The organism is Pseudomonas sp. FSL W7-0098 (genome assembly GCF_005930585.1).
Classification (GTDB): domain Bacteria; phylum Pseudomonadota; class Gammaproteobacteria; order Pseudomonadales; family Pseudomonadaceae; genus Aquipseudomonas; species Aquipseudomonas bubulae.
The window spans coordinates 518,649-539,528 of sequence record NZ_RXHW01000002.1 but is presented as its reverse complement, the minus strand read 5'-3'; the positions used below and the strand labels follow the sequence as shown (position 1 = coordinate 539,528).

19 protein-coding genes and 3 tRNA genes are annotated in these 20,880 nt (G+C 58.4%); 7 read left to right on the top strand and 15 right to left on the bottom strand.

The features are described from left to right. Positions 1-6: 6 nt before the first annotated feature. From FHL07_RS05530 to FHL07_RS05520, 3 genes are all read right to left on the bottom strand, one after another. Positions 7-82: transfer RNA gene (locus tag FHL07_RS05530), tRNA-Val, on the bottom strand. A 166-nt stretch (positions 83-248) separates the two neighbouring features. Continuing rightward, a tRNA-Asp gene (locus tag FHL07_RS05525) sits at positions 249-325 on the bottom strand. Positions 326-344: 19 nt separating this feature from the next. Continuing rightward, positions 345-420: transfer RNA gene (locus FHL07_RS05520), tRNA-Val, on the bottom strand. A gap of 160 nt (positions 421-580) precedes the next feature. Between FHL07_RS05520 and rdgC the strand changes: the two genes are divergently transcribed. From rdgC to sugE, 3 genes are all read left to right on the top strand, one after another. Continuing rightward, positions 581-1,501 (top strand): recombination-associated protein RdgC, encoded by a 921-nt coding sequence (rdgC, locus tag FHL07_RS05515; protein WP_088379231.1) that lies wholly within the window; start codon positions 581-583, stop codon positions 1,499-1,501. A 132-nt stretch (positions 1,502-1,633) separates the two neighbouring features. Next, positions 1,634-2,599: a bile acid:sodium symporter family protein gene (locus FHL07_RS05510; protein WP_138738182.1), complete on the top strand. Its 966-nt coding sequence runs from the start codon at positions 1,634-1,636 to the stop codon at positions 2,597-2,599. Between the two features lie 118 nt (positions 2,600-2,717). Further along, entirely contained in the window at positions 2,718-3,032 is a 315-nt protein-coding gene (sugE, locus tag FHL07_RS05505) for a quaternary ammonium compound efflux SMR transporter SugE (RefSeq protein WP_095003103.1), read from the top strand. 96 nt (positions 3,033-3,128) lie between these two features. On the opposite strand, the gene FHL07_RS05500 is transcribed toward sugE, so the two are convergent. Continuing rightward, complete coding sequence (locus FHL07_RS05500) at positions 3,129-5,003, bottom strand: MFS transporter (protein ID WP_138738190.1); 1,875 nt, start codon at positions 5,001-5,003, stop codon at positions 3,129-3,131. Positions 5,004-5,118: 115 nt separating this feature from the next. After that, positions 5,119-6,270, bottom strand: a complete 1,152-nt coding sequence (locus FHL07_RS05495; protein ID WP_138738181.1) for a TDT family transporter — start codon at positions 6,268-6,270, stop codon at positions 5,119-5,121. Between the two features lie 241 nt (positions 6,271-6,511). On the opposite strand from FHL07_RS05495, the gene FHL07_RS05490 reads away from it, so the two are divergent. After that, positions 6,512-9,982: a hybrid sensor histidine kinase/response regulator gene (locus tag FHL07_RS05490; protein WP_095003100.1), complete on the top strand. Its 3,471-nt coding sequence runs from the start codon at positions 6,512-6,514 to the stop codon at positions 9,980-9,982. Between the two features lie 113 nt (positions 9,983-10,095). Here FHL07_RS05490 and rmuC read toward each other — a convergent pair whose 3' ends face one another. Beyond that, entirely contained in the window at positions 10,096-11,460 is a 1,365-nt protein-coding gene (gene rmuC / locus FHL07_RS05485) for a DNA recombination protein RmuC (RefSeq protein WP_165446514.1), read from the bottom strand. Positions 11,461-11,632: 172 nt separating this feature from the next. Next, complete coding sequence (locus tag FHL07_RS05480; RefSeq protein WP_095003098.1) at positions 11,633-11,956, bottom strand: hypothetical protein; 324 nt, start codon at positions 11,954-11,956, stop codon at positions 11,633-11,635. Positions 11,957-12,928: 972 nt separating this feature from the next. On the opposite strand from FHL07_RS05480, the gene FHL07_RS05475 reads away from it, so the two are divergent. From FHL07_RS05475 to FHL07_RS05465, 3 genes are all read left to right on the top strand, one after another. After that, positions 12,929-13,153, top strand: a complete 225-nt coding sequence (locus FHL07_RS05475) for a hypothetical protein (RefSeq protein WP_019407963.1) — start codon at positions 12,929-12,931, stop codon at positions 13,151-13,153. A 266-nt stretch (positions 13,154-13,419) separates the two neighbouring features. Then, entirely contained in the window at positions 13,420-13,899 is a 480-nt protein-coding gene (locus FHL07_RS05470; protein WP_095003097.1) for a hypothetical protein, read from the top strand. A 146-nt stretch (positions 13,900-14,045) separates the two neighbouring features. Beyond that, positions 14,046-15,347: an OmpP1/FadL family transporter gene (locus FHL07_RS05465; RefSeq protein ID WP_095003096.1), complete on the top strand. Its 1,302-nt coding sequence runs from the start codon at positions 14,046-14,048 to the stop codon at positions 15,345-15,347. Positions 15,348-15,433: 86 nt separating this feature from the next. Here FHL07_RS05465 and FHL07_RS05460 read toward each other — a convergent pair whose 3' ends face one another. From FHL07_RS05460 to cobU, 8 genes are all read right to left on the bottom strand, one after another. Continuing rightward, positions 15,434-15,985, bottom strand: a complete 552-nt coding sequence (locus FHL07_RS05460; protein WP_165446506.1) for a glutathione peroxidase — start codon at positions 15,983-15,985, stop codon at positions 15,434-15,436. 54 nt (positions 15,986-16,039) lie between these two features. Beyond that, the gene (locus tag FHL07_RS23900; protein ID WP_254925250.1) at positions 16,040-16,162 is read right to left on the bottom strand and encodes a hypothetical protein; all 123 of its coding nucleotides are present in this window, start codon (positions 16,160-16,162) and stop codon (positions 16,040-16,042) included. Continuing rightward, complete coding sequence (locus tag FHL07_RS05455) at positions 16,159-17,367, bottom strand: MFS transporter (RefSeq protein ID WP_095003094.1); 1,209 nt, start codon at positions 17,365-17,367, stop codon at positions 16,159-16,161. The genes FHL07_RS23900 and FHL07_RS05455 overlap by 4 nt, the downstream gene beginning before the upstream one ends. A gap of 52 nt (positions 17,368-17,419) precedes the next feature. Continuing rightward, positions 17,420-17,833 carry a MarR family winged helix-turn-helix transcriptional regulator gene (locus FHL07_RS05450; RefSeq protein WP_095003093.1) on the bottom strand — a complete coding sequence of 138 codons (414 nt, stop codon included), beginning with the start codon at positions 17,831-17,833 and terminating at the stop codon, positions 17,420-17,422. An 88-nt stretch (positions 17,834-17,921) separates the two neighbouring features. Beyond that, complete coding sequence (locus tag FHL07_RS05445) at positions 17,922-18,653, bottom strand: adenosylcobinamide-GDP ribazoletransferase (RefSeq protein ID WP_095019431.1); 732 nt, start codon at positions 18,651-18,653, stop codon at positions 17,922-17,924. Next, complete coding sequence (cobC, locus tag FHL07_RS05440; protein WP_095019430.1) at positions 18,653-19,231, bottom strand: alpha-ribazole phosphatase family protein; 579 nt, start codon at positions 19,229-19,231, stop codon at positions 18,653-18,655. Before cobC ends, FHL07_RS05445 begins: the two co-directional genes overlap by 1 nt. Next, complete coding sequence (gene cobT / locus FHL07_RS05435; RefSeq protein ID WP_095003090.1) at positions 19,228-20,283, bottom strand: nicotinate-nucleotide--dimethylbenzimidazole phosphoribosyltransferase; 1,056 nt, start codon at positions 20,281-20,283, stop codon at positions 19,228-19,230. Before cobT ends, cobC begins: the two co-directional genes overlap by 4 nt. Further along, complete coding sequence (cobU, locus tag FHL07_RS05430) at positions 20,280-20,801, bottom strand: bifunctional adenosylcobinamide kinase/adenosylcobinamide-phosphate guanylyltransferase (RefSeq protein WP_130871937.1); 522 nt, start codon at positions 20,799-20,801, stop codon at positions 20,280-20,282. The genes cobT and cobU overlap by 4 nt, the downstream gene beginning before the upstream one ends. Between the last annotated feature and the right edge of the window lie 79 nt (positions 20,802-20,880).

Genomic DNA, 20,880 nt, shown 5'->3' with positions numbered 1-20,880 from the left:
AGCAAGTGGTGGGTGATGACGGGATCGAACCGCCGACCCTCTGCTTGTAAGGCAGATGCTCTCCCAGCTGAGCTAATCACCCTTGTACTTCACTTTCGTTGCGGGGCGCATTCTCTCACACTATTCGCGTAAGTGGTTGTTTTATTTGAATTTTTTATCAATCAAAGAAAACATGCATACACAAAAAAGCCTGCACAAGGCAGGCTTTTTGTTGATCACAAGCGTTCAAGGGGCTTGTGTTCAGAATATGGCGCAGCGGACGGGACTCGAACCCGCGACCCCCGGCGTGACAGGCCGGTATTCTAACCGACTGAACTACCGCTGCGCGTAACACTGTGAGCGAATGGTGGGTGATGACGGGATCGAACCGCCGACCCTCTGCTTGTAAGGCAGATGCTCTCCCAGCTGAGCTAATCACCCTTTCACTCTCGGTGTGGCGCGCATTCTACGGAGCGACTTATAGTCTGGCAAGTACTTTTTAAAATAATTTTCCCAAGCACTACAAAGGCTTAGCGCAGGGTTGGCCTATTAAGGTTATCAAGCGAATAATGCGTCTTTGTATATAGGAGTGATTCACCCCATGTGGTTCAAAAACCTGCTTATCTATCGCCTGACCCAAGATCTGCCATTTGATGCACAGGTGCTGGAAACTGCACTGGCCACCAAACTGGCCCGCCCGTGTTCAAGCCAGGAAGTAGCCACCTACGGTTTCGTTGCCCCGTTCGGCAAAGGCGAAGACGCCCCGCTGGTTCACGTCAGCCAGGACTTCCTGCTGATTGCCGCCCGCAAAGAAGAGCGCATCCTGCCGAGCAGTGTGGTGCGTGATGCATTAAAGGAGAAGGTCGAAGAGATCGAGGCCGAGCAAATGCGCAAGGTCTACAAAAAGGAACGCGATCAGCTCAAGGATGAAATCATCCAGGCGTTTCTGCCCCGCGCCTTTATCCGCCGCTCCGCCACCTTTGCCGCCATCGCGCCAAAACAGGGCCTGATCCTGGTCAACGCCTCCAGCCCGAAACGCGCCGAGGATTTACTGTCCACCCTGCGTGAAGTGATCGGCTCGCTGCCGGTTCGCCCACTGGCAGTCAAGGTTGCACCAAGCGCGGTGATGACGGAATGGGTCAAGACCCAGAAAGCCGCCGACAACTTCTTTGTCCTCGACGAATGCGAGCTGCGCGACACCCATGAAGATGGCGGCATCATCCGCTGCAAGCGCCAGGACCTGACCAGCGACGAAATCCAGCTGCACTTGAGCACTGGCAAAGTCGTAACCCAGCTGTCGCTGGCCTGGCAGGACAAACTGTCGTTCGTACTGGACGACAAACTGGTGGTCAAACGCCTGAAATTCGAAGACCTGCTGCAAGACCAGGCCGAACAGGACGGCGGTGATGACGATCTGGGCCAGCAGGACGCCAGCTTCACCCTGATGATGCTGACCTTCGGCGAGTTCTTGCCACAGCTGTTTGAAGCACTGGGCGGCGAAGAGATCCCACAGGGCATCTAAACACCCGCTGCAATCGTTTTTTTGTGGGAGCGAGCCTGCTCGCGAAAGTAGCGCCACGGCGCTCACGAGATCTTCGCGAGCAGGCTCGCTCCCACAATCATATCCACCAGAACAACCACAATAAGGACCACCATGCGCGCACTTGCTGCCTTAAGCCGCTTTGTCGGTAATACCTTTGCTTACTGGGTTCTGATTTTTGCCGTGCTGGCGTTTCTTGAGCCAGCCTGGTTTGTTGGCCTTAAAGGCTACATCGTGCCGCTGCTTGGCGTGGTGATGTTCGGCATGGGCCTGACCCTCAAACTCGATGACTTCGCCGAAGTCGCCCGTCACCCCTGGCGTGTGGCGCTGGGTGTGGTTGCACATTTCGTGATCATGCCCGGCGTGGCGTGGTTGCTTTGCCAGGTGTTCAACCTGCCACCGGAAATCGCCGTTGGGGTGATCCTGGTCGGTTGCTGCCCAAGCGGTACCTCGTCCAATGTCATGACCTGGCTGGCCCGGGGCGATCTGGCGCTGTCGGTGGCGATTGCCGCCGTGACCACCCTCCTCGCCCCCTTGTTGACCCCGGCCCTGATCTGGCTGCTGGCGTCGGCCTGGCTGCCGGTTTCGTTTATGGAGCTGTTCTGGTCGATCCTGCAGGTTGTGTTGCTACCGATTGTGCTCGGCGTACTGGCCCAGCGCCTGCTTGGCGCACGGGTGCGCTTTGCCGTCGATGTGCTGCCGCTGGTGTCAGTGGTCAGCATCGTGATTATCGTCGCCGCCGTGGTGGCGGCCAGTCAGGCGCAAATCGCCAAGTCCGGCTTGCTGATTATGGCCGTGGTGATACTGCACAATAGTTTCGGCTATTTGCTCGGCTACTTTACCGGCCGTCTGTTCAAATTGCCCCTGGCCCAGCGTAAATCCCTGGCCCTGGAAGTCGGCATGCAGAACTCGGGGCTGGGCGCGGCTCTGGCCAGCGCCCACTTCTCGCCGTTGGCGGCCGTGCCCAGTGCGCTGTTCAGCGTTTGGCACAATATTTCGGGGGCGCTGCTGTCGACCTATTTCCGGCGCATGAGCGAAAAAGAAGATCGCCTGGCAGCAGCCAAGGCTGCTATTGAGTGAAAAATCGGGGTTGCCTGTGGGAATAATCATGTGCAATATACTGCGCACTGCGAGGACGACCTCGCGACTCATCGAGTGATTATTCCGGGGACGACCCCATCAGTTGATGGAGAAGACCATGTCCTGGATCATTCTGTTTTTCGCCGGCCTGTTTGAAGTTGGCTGGGCTGTAGGCCTTAAGTACACCGACGGTTTCAGCCGCCCGTTGCCGACGGCCCTGACTGTAGGCGCCATGATCATCAGCCTTGGCTTGCTGGGTCTGGCCATGAAAGAACTGCCGCTGGGCACTGCCTACGCAATCTGGACGGGCGTTGGCGCGGTGGGCACTGTGATTGCCGGGATCATCCTGTTTGGTGAATCCATGGCGTTGTTCCGGCTGGCCAGTGTTGCACTGATCATTGCCGGCCTGGTGGGCCTTAAAGTCAGCACATAGCACGAAAAACTGTGGGAGCGGGCTTACTCGCGATTGGGCCGACCTGGTATTCAAGTCCCCCTTCGCGAGCAGGCTCGCTCCCACAGTGTCTTTGATTTACTGCACAGCCCCGCGCAACGCCATCACCCGCTCACGCAACAGCTTTTGCGTGGCCTCCCCGGCCGCTATCGGCGTACCTGCAACCAGCGTCACCCGCGACCATAGGCGATGGAAAAAGCCCTTGTGCGGATCGCGACTGAAAAAACTGCCCCACAGCCCCTGCAACGCCATCGGAATCACCGGCACCGGCGTGCGCTCCAGAATCCGCATCACCCCCGCCTTGAACTCGTCGATCTGTCCGTCCGTGGTGAGCTTGCCCTCAGGGAAGATGCACACCAGTTCGCCGTCAGCCAGATAGCGGGCAATCCTGTCGAATGCCTGATCATGGATTGCTTCATCTTCCCCCCGACCGGCAATGGGAATAGTCCCCGCAGTACGGAAGATAAAGTTCAGAACCGGCAAATCGTAAATTTTGTAATACATGACAAAGCGAATCGGACGACGCACTGCGCCGCCTATCAATAATGCATCGACATATGAGACATGGTTGCACACCAACAACGCTGCCCCCTCATCGGGGATCAGCTCCAGGTGCTTGTGCTGCACGCGGTACATGGAATGGCCCAGCAGCCAGATCAAGAAGCGCATGCTGAATTCAGGCACGATTTTGAAGATGTAGGCGTTGACCGCAATATTCATCAACGACACCACCAGAAACAACTCGGGGATTGTCAGTCCGGCCACGCTGAGCAACAGGATGGTGACCAGTGCCGACACCACCATGAACAGCGCATTGAGGATATTGTTGGCCGCGATCACCCGCGCCCGCTCGCTCTCCGAGGTGCGCGACTGGATCAGCGCATACAACGGCACTATATAGAAGCCGCCAAACACGCCGAGCCCAAGAATATCCAGCAGCACCCACCAGGCCTGGCTGAAACCCAGCACGCCCAGCCAGTCGTTGGCCTGGATGTTTTGCGGCATCAGCCCCGAATGCCACCACAGCAACAGGCCAAATACGGTCAGGCCAAACGAACCAAAGGGCACCAGCCCAATTTCGACCTTGCGCCCCGACAGTTTCTCGCACAACAACGACCCCAGTGCGATACCCACTGAAAACACTGTAAGGATCAACGTCACAACGGTCTCGTCGCCAGACAGCCAATCCTTGGCGTAGGCCGGGATTTGCGTCAGGTAGATCGCACCAACAAACCAGAACCACGAATTGCCCACCACGGAACGGGATACCGCAGGCGTCTGATTCAGACCCAGGCGCAGAGTGGCCCAGGATTCGCTGAAAATATTCCAGTTCAGCCGCAACTGCGGCGTATCTGCCGGCGCAGACGGAATGGCGCGACTGGCCAGGTACCCCAGCACTGCGACCGCGATAATCACCAGCGAAACGATAACCGTGTAATTGCCGGAGGACAGCATGATCCCGGCGCCAATGGTGCCCGCCAGAATCGCCAGAAAAGTGCCCATTTCCACCAGGCCATTACCACCCACCAGCTCTTCAGATTGCAGGGTCTGCGGCAATATCGAGTACTTGACCGGGCCGAACAGCGCCGAATGGGTGCCCATCGCGAACAACGCGACCAGCATCAATGCCAGGTGGTCGAATGCAAAGCCAATGGCTGCAACCACCATGATGGCGATTTCGCCCAGCTTAATCAGACGAATCAGACGGTCCTTGGCGTACTTTTCACCAAACTGACCGGCCAGGGCCGAGAACAGGAAAAAAGGCACGATAAACAGCAACGCGCACAGATTGACCCAGATACCCCGGTCACCTTCGATATTGAGCTTATAAAGGATGGCCAGAATCAGCGATTGCTTGAACAGGTTGTCATTGAGCGCGCCCAGGGCCTGGGTCACGAAAAAAGGCAGGAAGCGGCGCTTGCCTAGCAAGCTGAATTGCGAGGGGTGACTCATCATCCATGTACTCACGTTGCGCTGAAGGGCTTTCTCTTTGGAGGGCCGTTGTAACACTCAGGGCACAACCTTGCTCGGGTTCTGTGCAAAGGCGCACAGAACCCGAGGGTACGTTTTACTTCTTCAACCCGGCAATGCAGGGCGAGACAAACAACTCGCCGCGATAAGCCCCTTGCACGGTGCGCTTGCCGACCAACAGCCACATCAGCGCCAGTGCCAGCACCAGGATGCAACCGGCTACATCAAAGAAGCTCAGGTGCAGCATGCTGCCCAGGCGCAGGGTGGCCAGCGAGTAAACCCCCAGCGGGAAGGTGAAGCCCCACCAGCCCAGGTTGAACGGGATGCCCGAGCGGAAGTAGCGAATAGTGATCAATGCCGCCATGACAATCCACCACAAGCCCACACCCCACAGAATCACCCCGCTGATCAGGCCCAGGCCTTCGACAATCTCACCGATTCGTGCCAGGCCATTGGCCGCAAAAATTTCCGGGGCATCGGCACCCAGCAACAGCAGGCCCAGAGCACCCGTACCGATAGGGCCTAACGCCAGCCAGCTGGATGCAGCCATGCTCTCGTGGGGCAGTTTATGCAGCGCCATGCGCAGGATCAAAATGGTCAGGATGCTGAATGCCACCGGCACCGAAAACGCCCACAGTACATAGCTGGTAATCAGCACATGAAACTGCGTGACGGTATCGCTCAGATACGGTGCCAGGAGACCGCCACTGGCTGCCGCAACCTCAGCGGCCACCACCGGCAGCAGCCAGACAGCAGTCATCTGGTCGATGCTGTGATCCTGACGGGTAAACATCAGATAGGGGATCAGCACGCCACAGCCCAGCGCCATGGCCACATCGATCCACCACAGCACTTCGGCCACCTGCACCATGCCGTCACCCCAGCGCGGCACGCCGAACACCAGAAAACCGTTGATGATGGTCGCCAGGCCCATGGGGATGGTGCCAAAGAACATCGACACTGTGGAGTGCCCGAAAATGCGCTGCGCCTCGTCGAAATACAACATCCAGCGCGCGCCATAAAGCACGCTGAATAGAATAAACAGACCGATATTGAACAACCACAACCCTTCGGCAAAGGCATGTACACCGGGAATATGCACCGGTAATTGAGCCAGGGCCAAGGCCAAAACCCCCGTACCCATGGTCGCGGCAAACCAGTTCGGGGTGAACTGGCGGATCGCTTCGCGGGGGTGCTGCAAGTGGCTAAATGGTCGAAAAGCGGCTTTGGCTTTGTTTGGGCAAGTCATGGGTTCCTCCTGAGCCTCGTTTGAGGTGCAATTAGAGTAGAACCAAATCGAATATCTATATAACGGGTAATTTCTCTAACTGTTATCTACCGCACCTATATAAGATCATATCGACCAACTTCAAACCCTGCGACACCAGGCCGCGCTCAGACCATGGTCGACACTGACGCGCTCCGAACATCATGCGAGACTAGCTGTCTCAAGCGGGATTGCTTGCGGCCTTATACCTTCAGGAGCGTCCATGTCGTTGTCCAGCGGGCTGATTGCCGCCGTTGCCCTGGCCTATATGGCCATTATGTTTGCCATTGCCTTTTATGGTGACCGGCGCAGCAAACCACTGCCGCCGCGGGTTCGCGCGTGGGTGTATAGCCTGTCGCTGGCGGTGTACTGCACCAGCTGGACGTTCTTCGGCGCCGTTGGTCAGGCCGCCGAACAACTCTGGGCATTCCTGCCGATTTACCTGGGGCCGGTACTGCTGCTGGTATGCGCGCCCTGGGTGCTGCAAAAGATGGTGATGATCAGCAAACAGGAGAACATCACCTCGATTGCCGACTTTATTGCCGCCCGCTACGGCAAGTCCCAGTCATTGGCCATTGTGGTGGCATTGATCTGCCTGGTGGGCGTACTGCCCTATATCGCCCTGCAGCTCAAAGGCATTGTGCTGGGGGTCAACCTGCTGATCGGCGCCGGCGCCGATGCAACCGGCTCGAGGGTCGAGGACACGGCGCTGATCGTGACCCTGGTGCTGGCGCTGTTCACCATCCTCTTCGGCACCCGCAACCTCGATGCCACCGAGCACCACCGCGGCATGGTGCTGGCGATTGCCTTTGAGTCGCTGGTCAAGCTGTTCGCCTTTCTCGCCGTCGGCGCTTTCGTAACCTATGGGCTGTATGACGGCTTCGACGATCTGTTCAATCAAGCCATGCTCGCACCGCGGCTTGAGGAGTACTGGAAAGAAACCGTCAACTGGCCCTCGATGATCGTCCAGACTGGCGTGGCCATGATGGCGATTATCTGCCTGCCCCGTCAGTTCCACGTTACCGTGGTTGAAAACATCGAACCCCAGGACTTGCAACTGGCCAAATGGGTGTTCCCGGCCTATCTGATTCTCGCCGGGCTGTTTGTAGTGCCCATCGCCCTGGCCGGGCAAATGTTGCTGCCAAGCTCGGTATTACCGGATTCATTCGTGATCAGCCTGCCCCTGGCCCAGGCCCACCCGGCCCTGGCCTTGCTGGCCTTTATCGGCGGCGCGTCGGCAGCCACCGGGATGGTGATCGTGGCCAGTGTGGCACTGTCGACCATGGTCTCCAACGACATGCTGCTGCCGTGGCTGCTGCGCCACAAAAACGCCGAGCGCCCGTTCGAGGTGTTCCGCCACTGGATGCTTTCGGTGCGGCGCGTGTCGATTGTGGTGATTCTGCTGCTGGCCTATGTCAGCTACCGCCTGCTGGGCTCGACCGCCAGCCTGGCCACCATTGGCCAGATTGCCTTCGCTGCCGTCACCCAACTGGCGCCGGCCATGCTCGGCGCCCTGTACTGGAAGCAGGCCAACCGCCGGGGGGTTTTCGCCGGACTGGCGACGGGCACCTTTATCTGGTTTTACACCCTGGTACTGCCGATCATCGCCCACAGCTTTGGCTGGCACCTGAGCCACTTCCCTGGGCTGGCGTGGCTGCACAGTAACCCGCTGGGCCTTTCGATCACCCCGCTGACACAGGGTGTAGTGCTGTCACTGGCAGGCAACTTCACCCTGTTTGCCTGGGTTTCGGTGCTGTCGCGAACCCGCGTGTCAGAACACTGGCAGGCCGGACGTTTTATCGGCCAGGAGCTGAGCAGCCACCCCAGCGGTCGTTCGATGCTGTCGGTACAGATCAATGACCTGCTGGCCCTCGCCGCACGCTTTGTCGGCGAAGAACGCGCGCACCAGAGCTTTATTCGCTTCGCCTACCGTCAGGGCAAGGGCTTTAACCCTAACCAGAACGCCAATGGCGAATGGATCGCCCACACCGAACGGCTACTGGCCGGTGTGCTCGGCGCGTCCTCTACCCGTGCGGTAGTAAAAGCGGCGATTGAAGGCCGGGAAATGCAGCTGGAAGACGTGGTGCGGATTGCCGACGAAGCGTCCGAAGTACTGCAGTTCAACCGCGCCTTGCTCCAGGGCGCCATTGAAAACATCACCCAGGGCATCAGCGTGGTCGACCAGTCACTTAAGCTGGTGGCCTGGAACCGACGTTATCTGGAATTGTTCGACTACCCGGAGGGGTTGATCAGCGTGGGGCGCCCGATTGCTGACATTATCCGCCACAACGCTGAACGTGGCCTGTGCGGCCCCGGCGAAGCCGAAGTGCATGTGGCCCGGCGCCTGCACTGGATGCGTCAGGGTCGGGCGCATACCTCCGAGCGCCTGTTCCCCAATGGCCGCGTCATCGAGCTGATCGGCAATCCGATGCCCGGCGGCGGTTTCGTCATGAGCTTCACCGACATCACCGCGTTCCGCGAAGCTGAACAGGCCCTGACCGAAGCCAATGAAGGCCTGGAGCAACGTGTTGCCGAGCGCACCTTTGAACTGTCGCAGTTGAATCAGGCGTTAACCGAAGCCAAAGGCGTGGCTGAAACAGCCAGCCAGTCGAAAACCCGTTTTCTGGCAGCAGTAAGCCATGACCTGATGCAGCCCATGAACGCGGCACGCCTGTTCTCGTCTGCTCTTTCTCATCAAGAGGAAGGCTTGAGCGCCGAAGCCCGCAAGCTGGTGCAGCATCTGGACAGCTCACTGCGTTCGGCTGAAGACCTGATCAGCGACCTGCTGGATATTTCCCGCCTGGAAAACGGCAAGATCACGCCCGACATCAAGCCTTTTGCCATAAATGACCTGTTCGAAACCCTGGGCAATGAGTTCACTGCACAGGCCCAGGAACAGGGCCTGAGCTTCCGGGTTCACGGTAGCCGCGTGCGGGTCAACAGTGATATCAAACTGCTGCGCCGGATCCTGCAAAATTTCCTCACCAATGCCTTCCGCTACGCCAAGGGCCCGGTATTGCTGGGCGTACGCCGACGCGGCAGTGAGCTATGCCTTGAGGTGTGGGACCGTGGCCCGGGCATCCCGGAAGACAAACTGCAGGTCATTTTTGAAGAATTCAAACGCCTCGACAGCCACCAGACCCGCGCCGAAAAAGGCCTGGGCCTGGGCCTGGCCATCGCCGACGGCTTGTGCCACGTACTTGGGCACAGCCTGCAAGTGCGCTCATGGCCCGGCTTTGGCAGCGTATTCAGCGTGCGCGTGCCGATGGCAAAGAGCCAGGCCGCACCGCAGCCGGTGGTCGCCGAGCAGAATGGCCAACCGCTAACAGGCGCCCGAGTGCTGTGTATCGACAATGAAGACAGCATCCTGATCGGCATGCAAAGCCTGCTGACACGCTGGGGCTGCCAGGTCTGGACAGCGCGCAACCGCGAAGAATGCGCGGCGTTGCTTAATGAAGGCGTGCGGCCGCAGTTGGTACTGGTTGATTACCATCTGGATGATGGCGAGGTCGGCACAGAGCTGATGCGCTGGCTAAGAGCCCAGTTGGGCGAGCCTGTACCGGGCGTGGTCATCAGCGCCGATGGCCGCCCCGAGATGATCGCCGAGGTGCATGCGGCCGGTCTTGAGTATCTGCCCAAGCCGGTCAAGCCCGCCGTGCTGCGGGCGCTGCTGAGCAGGCATGTGCCGCTCTAGCTGAGCGCCCTTGTGGGAGCGGGCTTGCTCGCGATAGTGCCAACTCGGTTTACTTGCAGAGCCTGGTTGATGCCATCGCAGCAAGCCCGCCCCCACAAAGCCTTGCACACCGCTTATTCCGCCGGGTGGGCCACACCCTCTTCGTCGGTCATGGCCCGCTCCAGCAGGTCGGCTGGCAGGCTCTTGCTGGCCCGGGCCCCCAGCAGCTTGAGCTGTTCGCTGCGGCTGACCAGATTGCCGCGGCCTTCCGTCAGCTTATTACGAGCTGAGCTGTAGGCCTTGTCCAGCTGCTGCAGGCGATTGCCCACTTCATCCAGATCCTGAATAAACAAAACAAACTTGTCGTACAGCCAACCGGCACGCTCGGCAATTTCGCGGGCGTTCTGGCCTTGGCGCTCCTGTTTCCAGAGGCTGTCGATTACCCGCAAGGTGGCCAGCAGCGTGGTTGGGCTGACGATCACGATATGACGGTCAAATGCTTCCTGAAACAAGTTGGGCTCGGCCTGCAACGCCGCCGAAAAAGCCGCTTCGATGGGCACGAACAACAACACGAAATCCAGGCTGTGCAACCCCTCCAGACGCTTGTAGTCCTTGCTGGCCAACCCTTTCACATGATTGCGCAGCGATAGCACATGCTGCTTGAGCGCCGCCTGCCCGATCACGTCGTCGTCAGCCCCCACATATTGCTGATAAGCCGTCAGGCTGACCTTGGAGTCGACCACCACCTGCTTGTCACCGGGCAACATGATCAATACGTCTGGCTGGAAACGCTCTCCGTCCGGCCCCTTGAGGCTGACCTGAGTCTGGTACTCGCGGCCCTTCTCAAGCCCCGCGTGCTCCAGCACCCGCTCCAGAATCAACTCACCCCAGTTACCCTGGGTCTTCTGGCCTTTGAGGGCGCGAGTCAGGTTGGTCGCCTCATCGCTCAGGCGCAAATTCAACTGTTGCAGGCGCTCCAGTTCTTTGCCGAGGGAAAAGCGCTCCCGCGATTCCTGCTGATAGCTTTCTTCGACGCGCTTTTCAAACGACTGAATGCGTTCTTTAAGCGGATCGAGCAACTGCCCGAGGCGCTCATTGCTGGTTTCGGCGAAACGCTGCTCGCGCTCATCAAAGATCTTGCCCGCCAGCTCGGCAAACTGGGCCCGCAGCTCGTCCCGGGAACCCTGCAGGTCGTTCAGTCGTTGCTGATGGCTGTCTTGCTGTTCACGCAACTCTGCAGCCAGCCCAGACGCATGGGCATCCAGGCGCCGCAGTTCGACTTCTTTCTGGTTGCGCTCCAGGTTCCAGGCATGGGCGGCGTCGCGCCCATTGTCGCGCTCCACCTGCAAGAGCTCTACTTCGCGGCTCAATGCTGCCAGCTCGGCCTGCTTGGCGGCATTGGCCTGACCCAGGTCACTGACCTCGTCGCGACAGGCATCCAGCTGGGCGCCCAGACCTTCCTGGGCCAACTGCGCCGTATTCAAACGCTCGTTGAGCAACGCCAGCTCAGCGGGATGGCTGCCGAGTTTGCGTTGCAACTGCCAGATTAACGCCAGCAACGGCACGCCCGCTGCTGCCAGGCCAAGCAACAGGCTGCTTAGATCCAGGGCCATAAACCCTCCGCACGAGGTAAAAGAACAAGGTTAACCAACAGGCCGCGCCGAAGACAGCTCAGTCTTGGGTCTTGTTCAATTCCTGCTGGGCCAGACGATCACCGGCGCGAGCGGCCTGACGCAACAGTTCGTGGCCAATGCGCTGATCGCGGGCGCTGCCGCATTCACGGCACATCAACTGGCCCAAACGGCTTTGCGCCAGCACCACGCCCTGGCGGGCAGGTTGCTTGAGCAAATGACCGGCAACGTGTTTGACGCTGGGGCTGGCGCTCAGGCGCGGGTTATCCAGCAGCCAGATCGCGACCCGCAAAGAAAAGCGTTTGGGTGCTTCAGTGGATGTATTGGGACGAGCAACAGAGGAAGTAGCGGTGCGGAACTTCATACGACACTGTAGGGCAGAACAGAAGGCGCGCCACTCTACTCCTTTTTTCGTCCGGGTAAAGCCCAAAAAAGTCGATACCCTTGATCTAGAGCAAGCGCTTTGGACAATCCACAGATCCTGTGGATAAGTCAGTGGACAACCTTGCTTTAACCCCCGCAAACGCCCACCCCGCGCGGCCTCAGGTCAAACTGTCGATTTTTTCACCAATTAAAAAAAACGATGTTTTTCATTGACTTAAATTTACAAGGCAGGCTAGCAAGAGCAAAACACGGGTATCTGCGCTGATTTTGCCACCAGCACTGTTAATGTGCACAAGCTCACATTCAGAGCAAAAAACCGGGCCTTTACCGGGCACGGCTTGCACGCTGACGCACCGCTGCGGCGCTTCATTCAAGGGGCTTGTTGCCGACAGAACACACACACCGCGCTACTGGCGAAACCGCTGAAATGTACTAGTCAGCGCCACACGCCAACCTGAGGTTGCGGCATGGCCACATAAAGTATTTTTGCTAGCATACTTGCGTTTAAAAATTCAACCCGTTAGTATCCGCAGCGTTAGTACCAAGCTGAAAGTCAATTCGGGCCGAACAAATCCCTCCAGCACCTCGCAAAAAGCGAACGTAAGCTGAACAAACGGGATCGACCCCCTCGATGGTTTCCAGGTAAATCTTGCGACGATACGGCCTCTGCACAAACGCACAGGGTATCGCGAAGTTCTTTTACTCTGACCGAACCAACCTGCAAATTGATCAGGATCTTCACCCGGAGCACGGAACCTTAGCTCCTGTTGTGACTGCCTGCCCTCCTAAGTACCTACCTGCCAGCCCAAGCGCCACATACTTAATGCGCTCCAACTGGCGGCTTTGTTCCAGTCAGGTTCTTCGTCCAGCCAAAGAATGGCTCGACGTCACTGGAACGTTTTAACGCAGCACGGATCAGATTCCGTGTCATTTGTAGGAACACCTAATAACTATGTCTACTCAAATCCATACTCAGGATGCCATTCGCACCCTAACCAACGCCTTTGCCCCAATGAACTGCCTGATTATGGCTGCTCGCAAAGGATGCTTCAGTTTCACCCTGGTCAACGAACACGGTATTGCCCGTCACAGCGAACGCCTGTACCCCGACCAGTATTCCAGCGCAGAACCTCTGCAAGCTGTGATCGAGCGTACCCGTCAGGCCCTGATTGCCTGACAGCTTGAGCGCTACACATCAAGCCCTGCCTGATTAGCAGGGCTTTTTATTGCCTGCACTTTAAGAAATATCCCGCATTGTTTAATTACTTGCGGATATATAGCCCGCTGACCGAAGCTTTAAATGTTTTAAAAACATAACTTTACAGCGAGAATCTGACACTACACTTCAACTCAAGCGGCATGATCCGCTTCCAGCGACCCCTTCCGATCCACTGCTGCCAAGCGCATGGGCCTCGCTGGTCATTTTCAGGCCTCGAGGACTTTATGGGTATCGCTGCCAGAGAGTTGAGCCATTACGTGATCCGGCCAACGCTTCTGTATCTGGGGCAAGACAACCCGGATGCAGAAGCTTTGTTGCTAGGTATTGCGGCCAGCCAGTCGCACCTGGGCTCGGCCCTGCACGATCGCCACGGTCACGGCCTTTATTGCATACGTGAGATACGCCATGCGGACCTGTGGGACCAATACCTGGCCCACGACCCGGATCTGGCGAGCCTGGTTCGCGGGCTGGCCAGTCAGCATGCGTTTTTGTGCAGCCCTCATATCGAGCTCACGGTTAATTTGCGCTACGCCACCGCCATTGCCTGGCTGTTGATAGAGCAACACAAAGTCGTTGTCCCCGCGGCTGACGATTTATTGGGCATGGCAAGGATCTGGCGCCAAGCCTTTGAACCACATGGACGTTTGCGCGATTTTGCCCACGCCTGGCACAGCTGCGTCTCACCTCTCAACCAGATTGCTTGAGATTCCCACCTACTATAACAACGTGTAAATGATTTAAAACCGGTCGGATTGTCCTACAAAACATCGCTATCTTCTTCGATTTAGCCTATAGCGCAACCACAAAAATGTTGGTAGTTTTCGTCCGGTGATCATAAGGAGTTCTAATAATGAAAAAAGTAATGCTCAAGACCACACTTGGCCTCGCCGTCACTTTGGCTTCCAGCCAGATTTTCGCTAGCGGCTTCGCACTCAACGAACAAAGCGTCAGCGGTATGGGGACCGGCTTCGCAGGTCGTTCATCTTCTGCCGACGATGCAAGTACCGTTTTCGGTAACCCTGCCGGTATGTCCCGCCTCAGCGGCCAGCAAGTAACAGGCGGTATCGCTGTTATTGATGCTTCGACCGATATCAAGGATGCCCGTGGCAGCATCTCGGGTACCAATAAAGGCGACATGGTTCCATTTACTGCCGTCCCTATGGGCTTTTACACCAACAAGCTCAATGACGAGTGGGCCGTAGGCTTCGGTGTTTATGCTCCGTTCGGCCTTGTGACCGACTACGAAAGCAGCTTCCAGGGCCGCGGCTTCGGCAGCAAAAGCGAAGTAAAAGTTGTAACCCTGCAACCTACCGTCAGCTATGCATTCAACGACAAGGTATCGATCGGCTTTGGCCCGACCATTAACCGCATCGCCGGTACACTCGAGTCCGAAGTCAGACTGACCCCGAACCCACTGGCCGGGGCAGGCGACAGCAATGTAAAAATCAAGGGCGACGATACCGCTCTGGGCTTTAACGTTGGTGTATTGGTACAGGCTACCGATACCACTCGCGTTGGTTTGACTTACCACTCCAAGGTTAAATACAAGCTCGAAGGCCACACTAACGTCACGGCCAGCAGCGACCCGTTCACGGCTGCCCGCCTGAAAAGCAACCGTTATGACGCCTCGCTGAAAATCGACACCCCTGAATCCTGGGACCTGTCGGTTACACAAGAAATCAATGACGCGTGGAAGGTTTATGCAGGTACTACCTGGACTCGCTGGAGCCGCCTGAAAGACATCACCGTAGAGAACGAAGGCGTAACCGCCGCTGCCGGCGGCGCCGCATCGCCCGCACTGTTCAGCACCATCAAGGAAGAGCAGAACTGGCACGATACCTGGGCATACGCCATCGGTACTTCGTACCAGTTGAACAAGCAGTGGGTACTGCGTACCGGTCTGACCTGGGACCAGTCGCCTACCAACAATGAAAATCGCTCGCCACGTATCCCTACCGGCGACCGTACCATTTTCAGCTTGGGTGCCGGTTATGCCGTCAATGACAACCTGAACATTGACGTGGCTTATTCCTACCTCAAGGAAGAGTCCGTCAAGGTTGATGACGCCAAACCTCAGATCGGTAGTTACTACAGCTCCAAATATGAAAACAGCGCTAACGGTTTTGCTGTAGGTGCAACCTACAAGTTCTGATTCTCCGCGAGGCTAATCCCCTCGCCAGCTGAATCAAAAAAAGCCCCGCTCTCGTTACCGAGGCGGGGCTTTTTAATGGCTGCGATTCAGGGCCTTGAAGCAATGGCCTTGTCGATGGCTTCGATCAATTCAGGACTGTCGGGCTTGGTTAAACTGGAGAAGCTGGCAATCACATTGCCCTGGCGATCCACCACATACTTGTAGAAGTTCCACTTCGGCGCATTGCTCTGCTCGGCCAGTACCTTGAACAGGTGCGCGGCATCAGGCCCCCGCACATGCTGCGGATCGATCATGGTGAACGTCACGCCATAGTTGACGTAGCAGACCTTGGCCGTCTCTTCACCATCCTTGGCCTCTTGCTTGAAGTCGTCTGAAGGCACGCCGATCAGCTCCAGCCCCTGGCCCTTGTAGCGCTGGTTCAACGCCTCAAGCCCCTTGAACTGCGGAGCAAATCCGCAAAAACTCGCGGTATTGACGATCAACAGCGGTTTACCGGCAAAGCGCTGGCACAGATCAATCGATTCCTTGGCCCGCAACTTGGGCAACGAGCCCTCCAGTAAAGGCGGGCAATCCGCCGCCCAGACCGAACCGGCGCAGGCCAACAGCAATACAGGCATCGCAATCCAGCGCTTAAGCATCATCGGTGTCCTTGAGAAAGAGGCAAGCTCAGAACTTACTCATCCGCCGCTACACTAGCAAGCACCCATACCCAACTGCATCAAGGCCAGCCCACCCTGATGCCAGCCCCACCAGACAAGAGCCAGCAACAAGGCACCGGCACTGACTGCACCCAACCAGATCCAGCTTGCACTCATCCTAAACTCCCTTGCGCCTGCAAACGGGCCACCGGGCGCTCGCGCACGGGCCAGTTCAAGGCAGCCGCCAACAGGCTCAACAAAATCGAGACTTGCCAGATCAGATCATAGCTTCCGGTCTGATCATAGACCACGCCACCCAGCCAGCCGCCCAGAAAAGCCCCCAGCTGATGGAAGAGAAACACGATCCCGCCCAGCATCGACAGGTTACGCACGCCAAACAGGGTCGCCACCGTGCCATTGGTCAGCGGTACCGTCGACAACCACAAAAAGCCCATGGCCATGCCAAACAGGTAAGCGCTGAGTTGTGTGATCGGCGCCCACAAAAACAATACGATTACCACCGCCCGCGCCAGGTACAAGGCCGTCAGCAAGCGCGGCTTGGACATGCGCCCGCCGAGCCAGCCAGCCGTGTAAGTACCGAAGATATTAAACAGACCGATCAGCGCCAGCACCGTGGTGCCAACTGTCGCCGGCAAATGCTGATCCACCAGATAGGCTGGCAGGTGGACACCGATAAACACCACCTGAAAGCCGCAAACAAAAAAACCCAACGCCAGCAGCCAGAAGCCCGAATGCGAGCAGGCCTCACGCAGGGCCTCCCTGAGGGTTTGCTCGCCGCCCAGGCTTGGCAGCGGACGATCCTTGAGCATGCCCACTAATGGCACAATCATCGCCACCAGCACGCCCAACACCAAAAGCGCCGTCGACCAGCCGAGCCAGCCAATCAGGCCCAGGGTGCCGGGCAACATGGCAAATTGACCGAAAGACCCTGCGGCACTGGCGATGCCCATGCCCATGCTGCGTTTTTCTGCAGGCAGGGCACGGCCAACCACCCCCAGAATTACCGAGAACGATGTGCCCGACAGGCCGATACCAATCAGCAACCCCGCACTCAACGACAGCGACAGCGGCGAGTCTGCCAACCCCATCAGCAACAGCCCTACGGCATACAGCACGCCGCCAACGATCACCACTTTCGCCGCGCCAAAGCGATCAGCCAACGCCCCGGTAAAGGGCTGTGCCAAGCCCCAGATCAGATTTTGCAGGGCGATGGCAAATGCAAACACCTCGCGCCCCCAGCCAAACTGCGCGCTCATGGGCGGCAGAAACAACCCGAAGCCATGCCTGACACCCAACGACAATGCCAGAATGAGCGCACTGCCAAGAAGAACCCAAGCGCTGTTGCGCCACACCGTTGTCATTATTATTCTCCGGAAGCGGGTATATACCCATTTAAAGTCCAACGACTGAGTTTCAGTCTTTACCCGCCAGCTCATCCAACAGTTGCAACAGCTGCGCACGCCTGGTTTCGCCCAAACGGTCCATCAAGCGCTGCTGGGCGGCCTCCCAGGCCGGCAAGGCAGCCGCAAGGCAGTCCTCACCTGCCCGAGTCAGGCACACCAGCCGGTTACGCTGGTCTGCGCCCTCAGTCATCTTCAGCAACCCGGCGCCCTCAAGCACCCGCACATTACGCCCCAAGGTACTGCGATCCAGCCCCATGGCTTCTGCCAGGGTGGAAATGCTCGGTTGATCGAGCCGCTTGAGATTGCACAGCAAGGAATACTGGGCGACGTTGATCCCGAAGCCATCGAGAGCGCCGTCGTAATGCCTGCTCACGCCACGTGCAGCACGTCGCAGATTGGTACATAAACACTGGGTTGGTAACATTTTGTATGTATATACCCGCAATAAAAGACAATCAAGATTTATGTAACGCCACCCGCCCGGTTTTTTGTGGGAGCGGGCACGTGCACCGTCAGATCAGCGCCAATCCTACCAGCACCAGCACTTCGAGCAATTCCAGCAGCGCCCCGGCAGTGTCACCAGTAGTGCCGCCCAAACGACGGATCATCACCCTGCGCAACCAAACGAACCCCAGTGCTGCCAGGCTAAGCGCCCACCACCCCGAATAACCGGCCAACAGTACACAAACCAGGGCACTAAGCCCCAGCACCCACCAGCCTGCCCTGCGTGGCAGATGATCAGCCAGCGCCTGCCCCAAGCCACCCGCGCGCACATAGGGCGTAGTCAGGAATACTGCCAGCAAAGCACTGCGCCCGATCAAAGGGACAATCAGCAAGGCAGTACCGTTGCCCTGCTCCAGCAACGCCAGCAGCGCACAAAACTTGAGCAACAGCACCAGCACCAGCACAACCACCGCAATCGGCCCGCTGCGCGGGTCTTTCATGATGGTCAGCGTACGCTCACGATCACCAAAACCGCCTAACCAGGCATCTGCACTGTCAGCCAGGCCGTCCAGGTGCAAACCGCCACTGAGCAACACCCAAAGGGTCAGCAACAAGGCGGCGTGCAACATCAACGGCGCATCGGACAGCAGCCCGCTAACGCCGTACAGCAGCAGGCCGAACAACAATCCCACCAGCGGGTAAAACAACAAAGAGCGCCCCAGTTCTTGAGGCTGGGGCATCCCGGGCAAGCGAATCGGCAAGCTGCTTAAAAACTGCAAGGCAATCCAGAACGGCAACATCACTCGCCAACCTCGAGCAACTGATCATCCGCACCGACCCGCAAACCAATGAGCGCGCCGTGGCCCACAGGCACTTGCAACAGATGCTCACGGGGCAAGCCACGAGCCCGGGCCAGCAACAGTTTCATTACCCCACCATGGCAAACCACCAGCAAACGCTCACCGGCGAACTGTTGCTGCAAACGGCTGACGGCAGCCAACACCCGCGCCGAAAACGCCAGCACTGGCTCACCCTCGGGCGGAGTAAAAGCATAGGGGTCAGCCCAGAACAAGCCCAGGGCCTGCTCGTCGGTTTCCATCAGCGCCGCAGCACTGCGCCCTTCCCACGCACCAAAATGCAGCTCTTGCAGATCTTTGTCGAAAGACACGGGAATATCGAGCTGCACGCTCAACTCCCGGGCAAACAATGCACAACGCTGCAACGGCGAGCTGACGATACGATCCCACGGCCCTTTGCCCTGGACCGCATCACGCATTTGCGTCCAGCCCAGAGCCGTCAAGGCGTCGTCCAGGCTGCCGCGCAAACCGCCTCCCAGCTCGGTTTCGCCATGACGCAGCAAATCCAGCTGTACGGTCATGCCGGGCGATCTGCCACTGCGGCTTGGGCAAACGTCGCCATCTGCCCGTGCAGGTCGCAGGCCAGGCGCATCAACGGCACCGCCAGCGCAGCACCACTGCCCTCGCCCAGGCGCAATCCCAGATCAAGCAGTGGCTCGGCCTGCAGGCTCTCGAGCACATGACGATGGCCCTGCTCTGCCCCGCGGTGGCTGAACACCAGCCACTCACGACACTGTGGATTCAGGCGCACGGCGACCATGGCCGCAACGGTGCAGATAAAGCCATCGACCACCGCTACAATCCCCTCCTGAGCGCAGGCCACATAAGCACCGACCAGGGCTGCAATTTCAAAGCCACCCAGACGAAACAGGGTCTGCAGCGGATCATCGAGATGCCCCTCGTGAAACGCCAGCGCCCGCTCAATCACCCGTGCCTTGTGGCTCACTCCCGCCGCATCCAGGCCAGTACCCGGCCCGGTCAACAGCGAAGCCGGACAAGCGAGCAACGCACTGGCCACCGCACTCGCGGACGCCGTGTTACCGATGCCCATTTCACCGCCAATAAACACTTCACTGCCTGCCGCCTGCGCCCGCAGCACGCTGTCGCGCCCGGCCTGCAGGGCTCTCAAACCTTGGCTGTCAGACATCGCCGGGGCCTGGACGAAATTGGCCGTACCCGCACCCAACTGCAGGTGCCGCACCCCGGCCAGCTCCAGCATCGGCGTGACCGTACCCAGGTCCACGACATCCAGTTGCGCACCCAACTGACGGGCCAACACGCTGATCGCCGCGCCGCCGCTGACAAAGTTATGCAGCATTTGCCCGGTCACCGCCTGCGGATAAGCCGAGACACCCTCGGCAACCACGCCGTGATCGCCGGCGAAAATGCCGATCCAAAGTTGATCGACACGGGGCTTGAGCCGCCCTTGCAACCCGGCCAGTTGCACTGCCAGCGCCTCAAGTTGACCTAGCGAGCCCGCGGGTTTGGTCAGTTGTTGCTGATGCTCGCCCGCAGCAGCTTGCATGTCACGATCAACGGGTTTGCAGGGCTTCAGCCACCAGGGGGTGCTCATAGTGCAGTTCCTTTCAACGTCAGGGGCAGGCCAGCCACTGTCAACACGACTCGCTGACAGCGCTCGGCCAGGGCTTGATGCAACCAACCGGCTTCATCGACATAGCGGCGAGTCAATTCGCCCAGCGGTACGACACCCATTCCGGTTTCGTTGCTGACAAACAGGATTTCGCCCGGCAGCTCAGCCAGGCATTCCAGCAGCACATCACGCTCGGCGTTCAGGCGCTGAAGGTCTTCAAGCATCAGCAGATTGGTCAGCCATAGCGTCAGGCAATCAACCAGCAGGCAAGCATCGGCGCGCGCGTTGTCGCGCAGTACGCGGGCCAATTCGATCGGTTCTTCAATCAGCGCCCAATGTTCAGGGCGGCGTTCGCGATGATGACGCACGCGCTCATTCATCTCGCCGTCCAGCGGCTGGCTGGTGGCGATATAGGTAACAGCACAGCCAGACTCGGCCGCGAGCTTTTCAGCCAGACGGCTCTTGCCCGAACGGGCGCCACCCAAAATCAGTTGCAGCATGTCAAATAACCTCTGGAAATGCGGCAAGTCCACTGTGGCAGAGAGCCTGCTCGCGAAGTGGCATTGTTCGCGAGCAGGC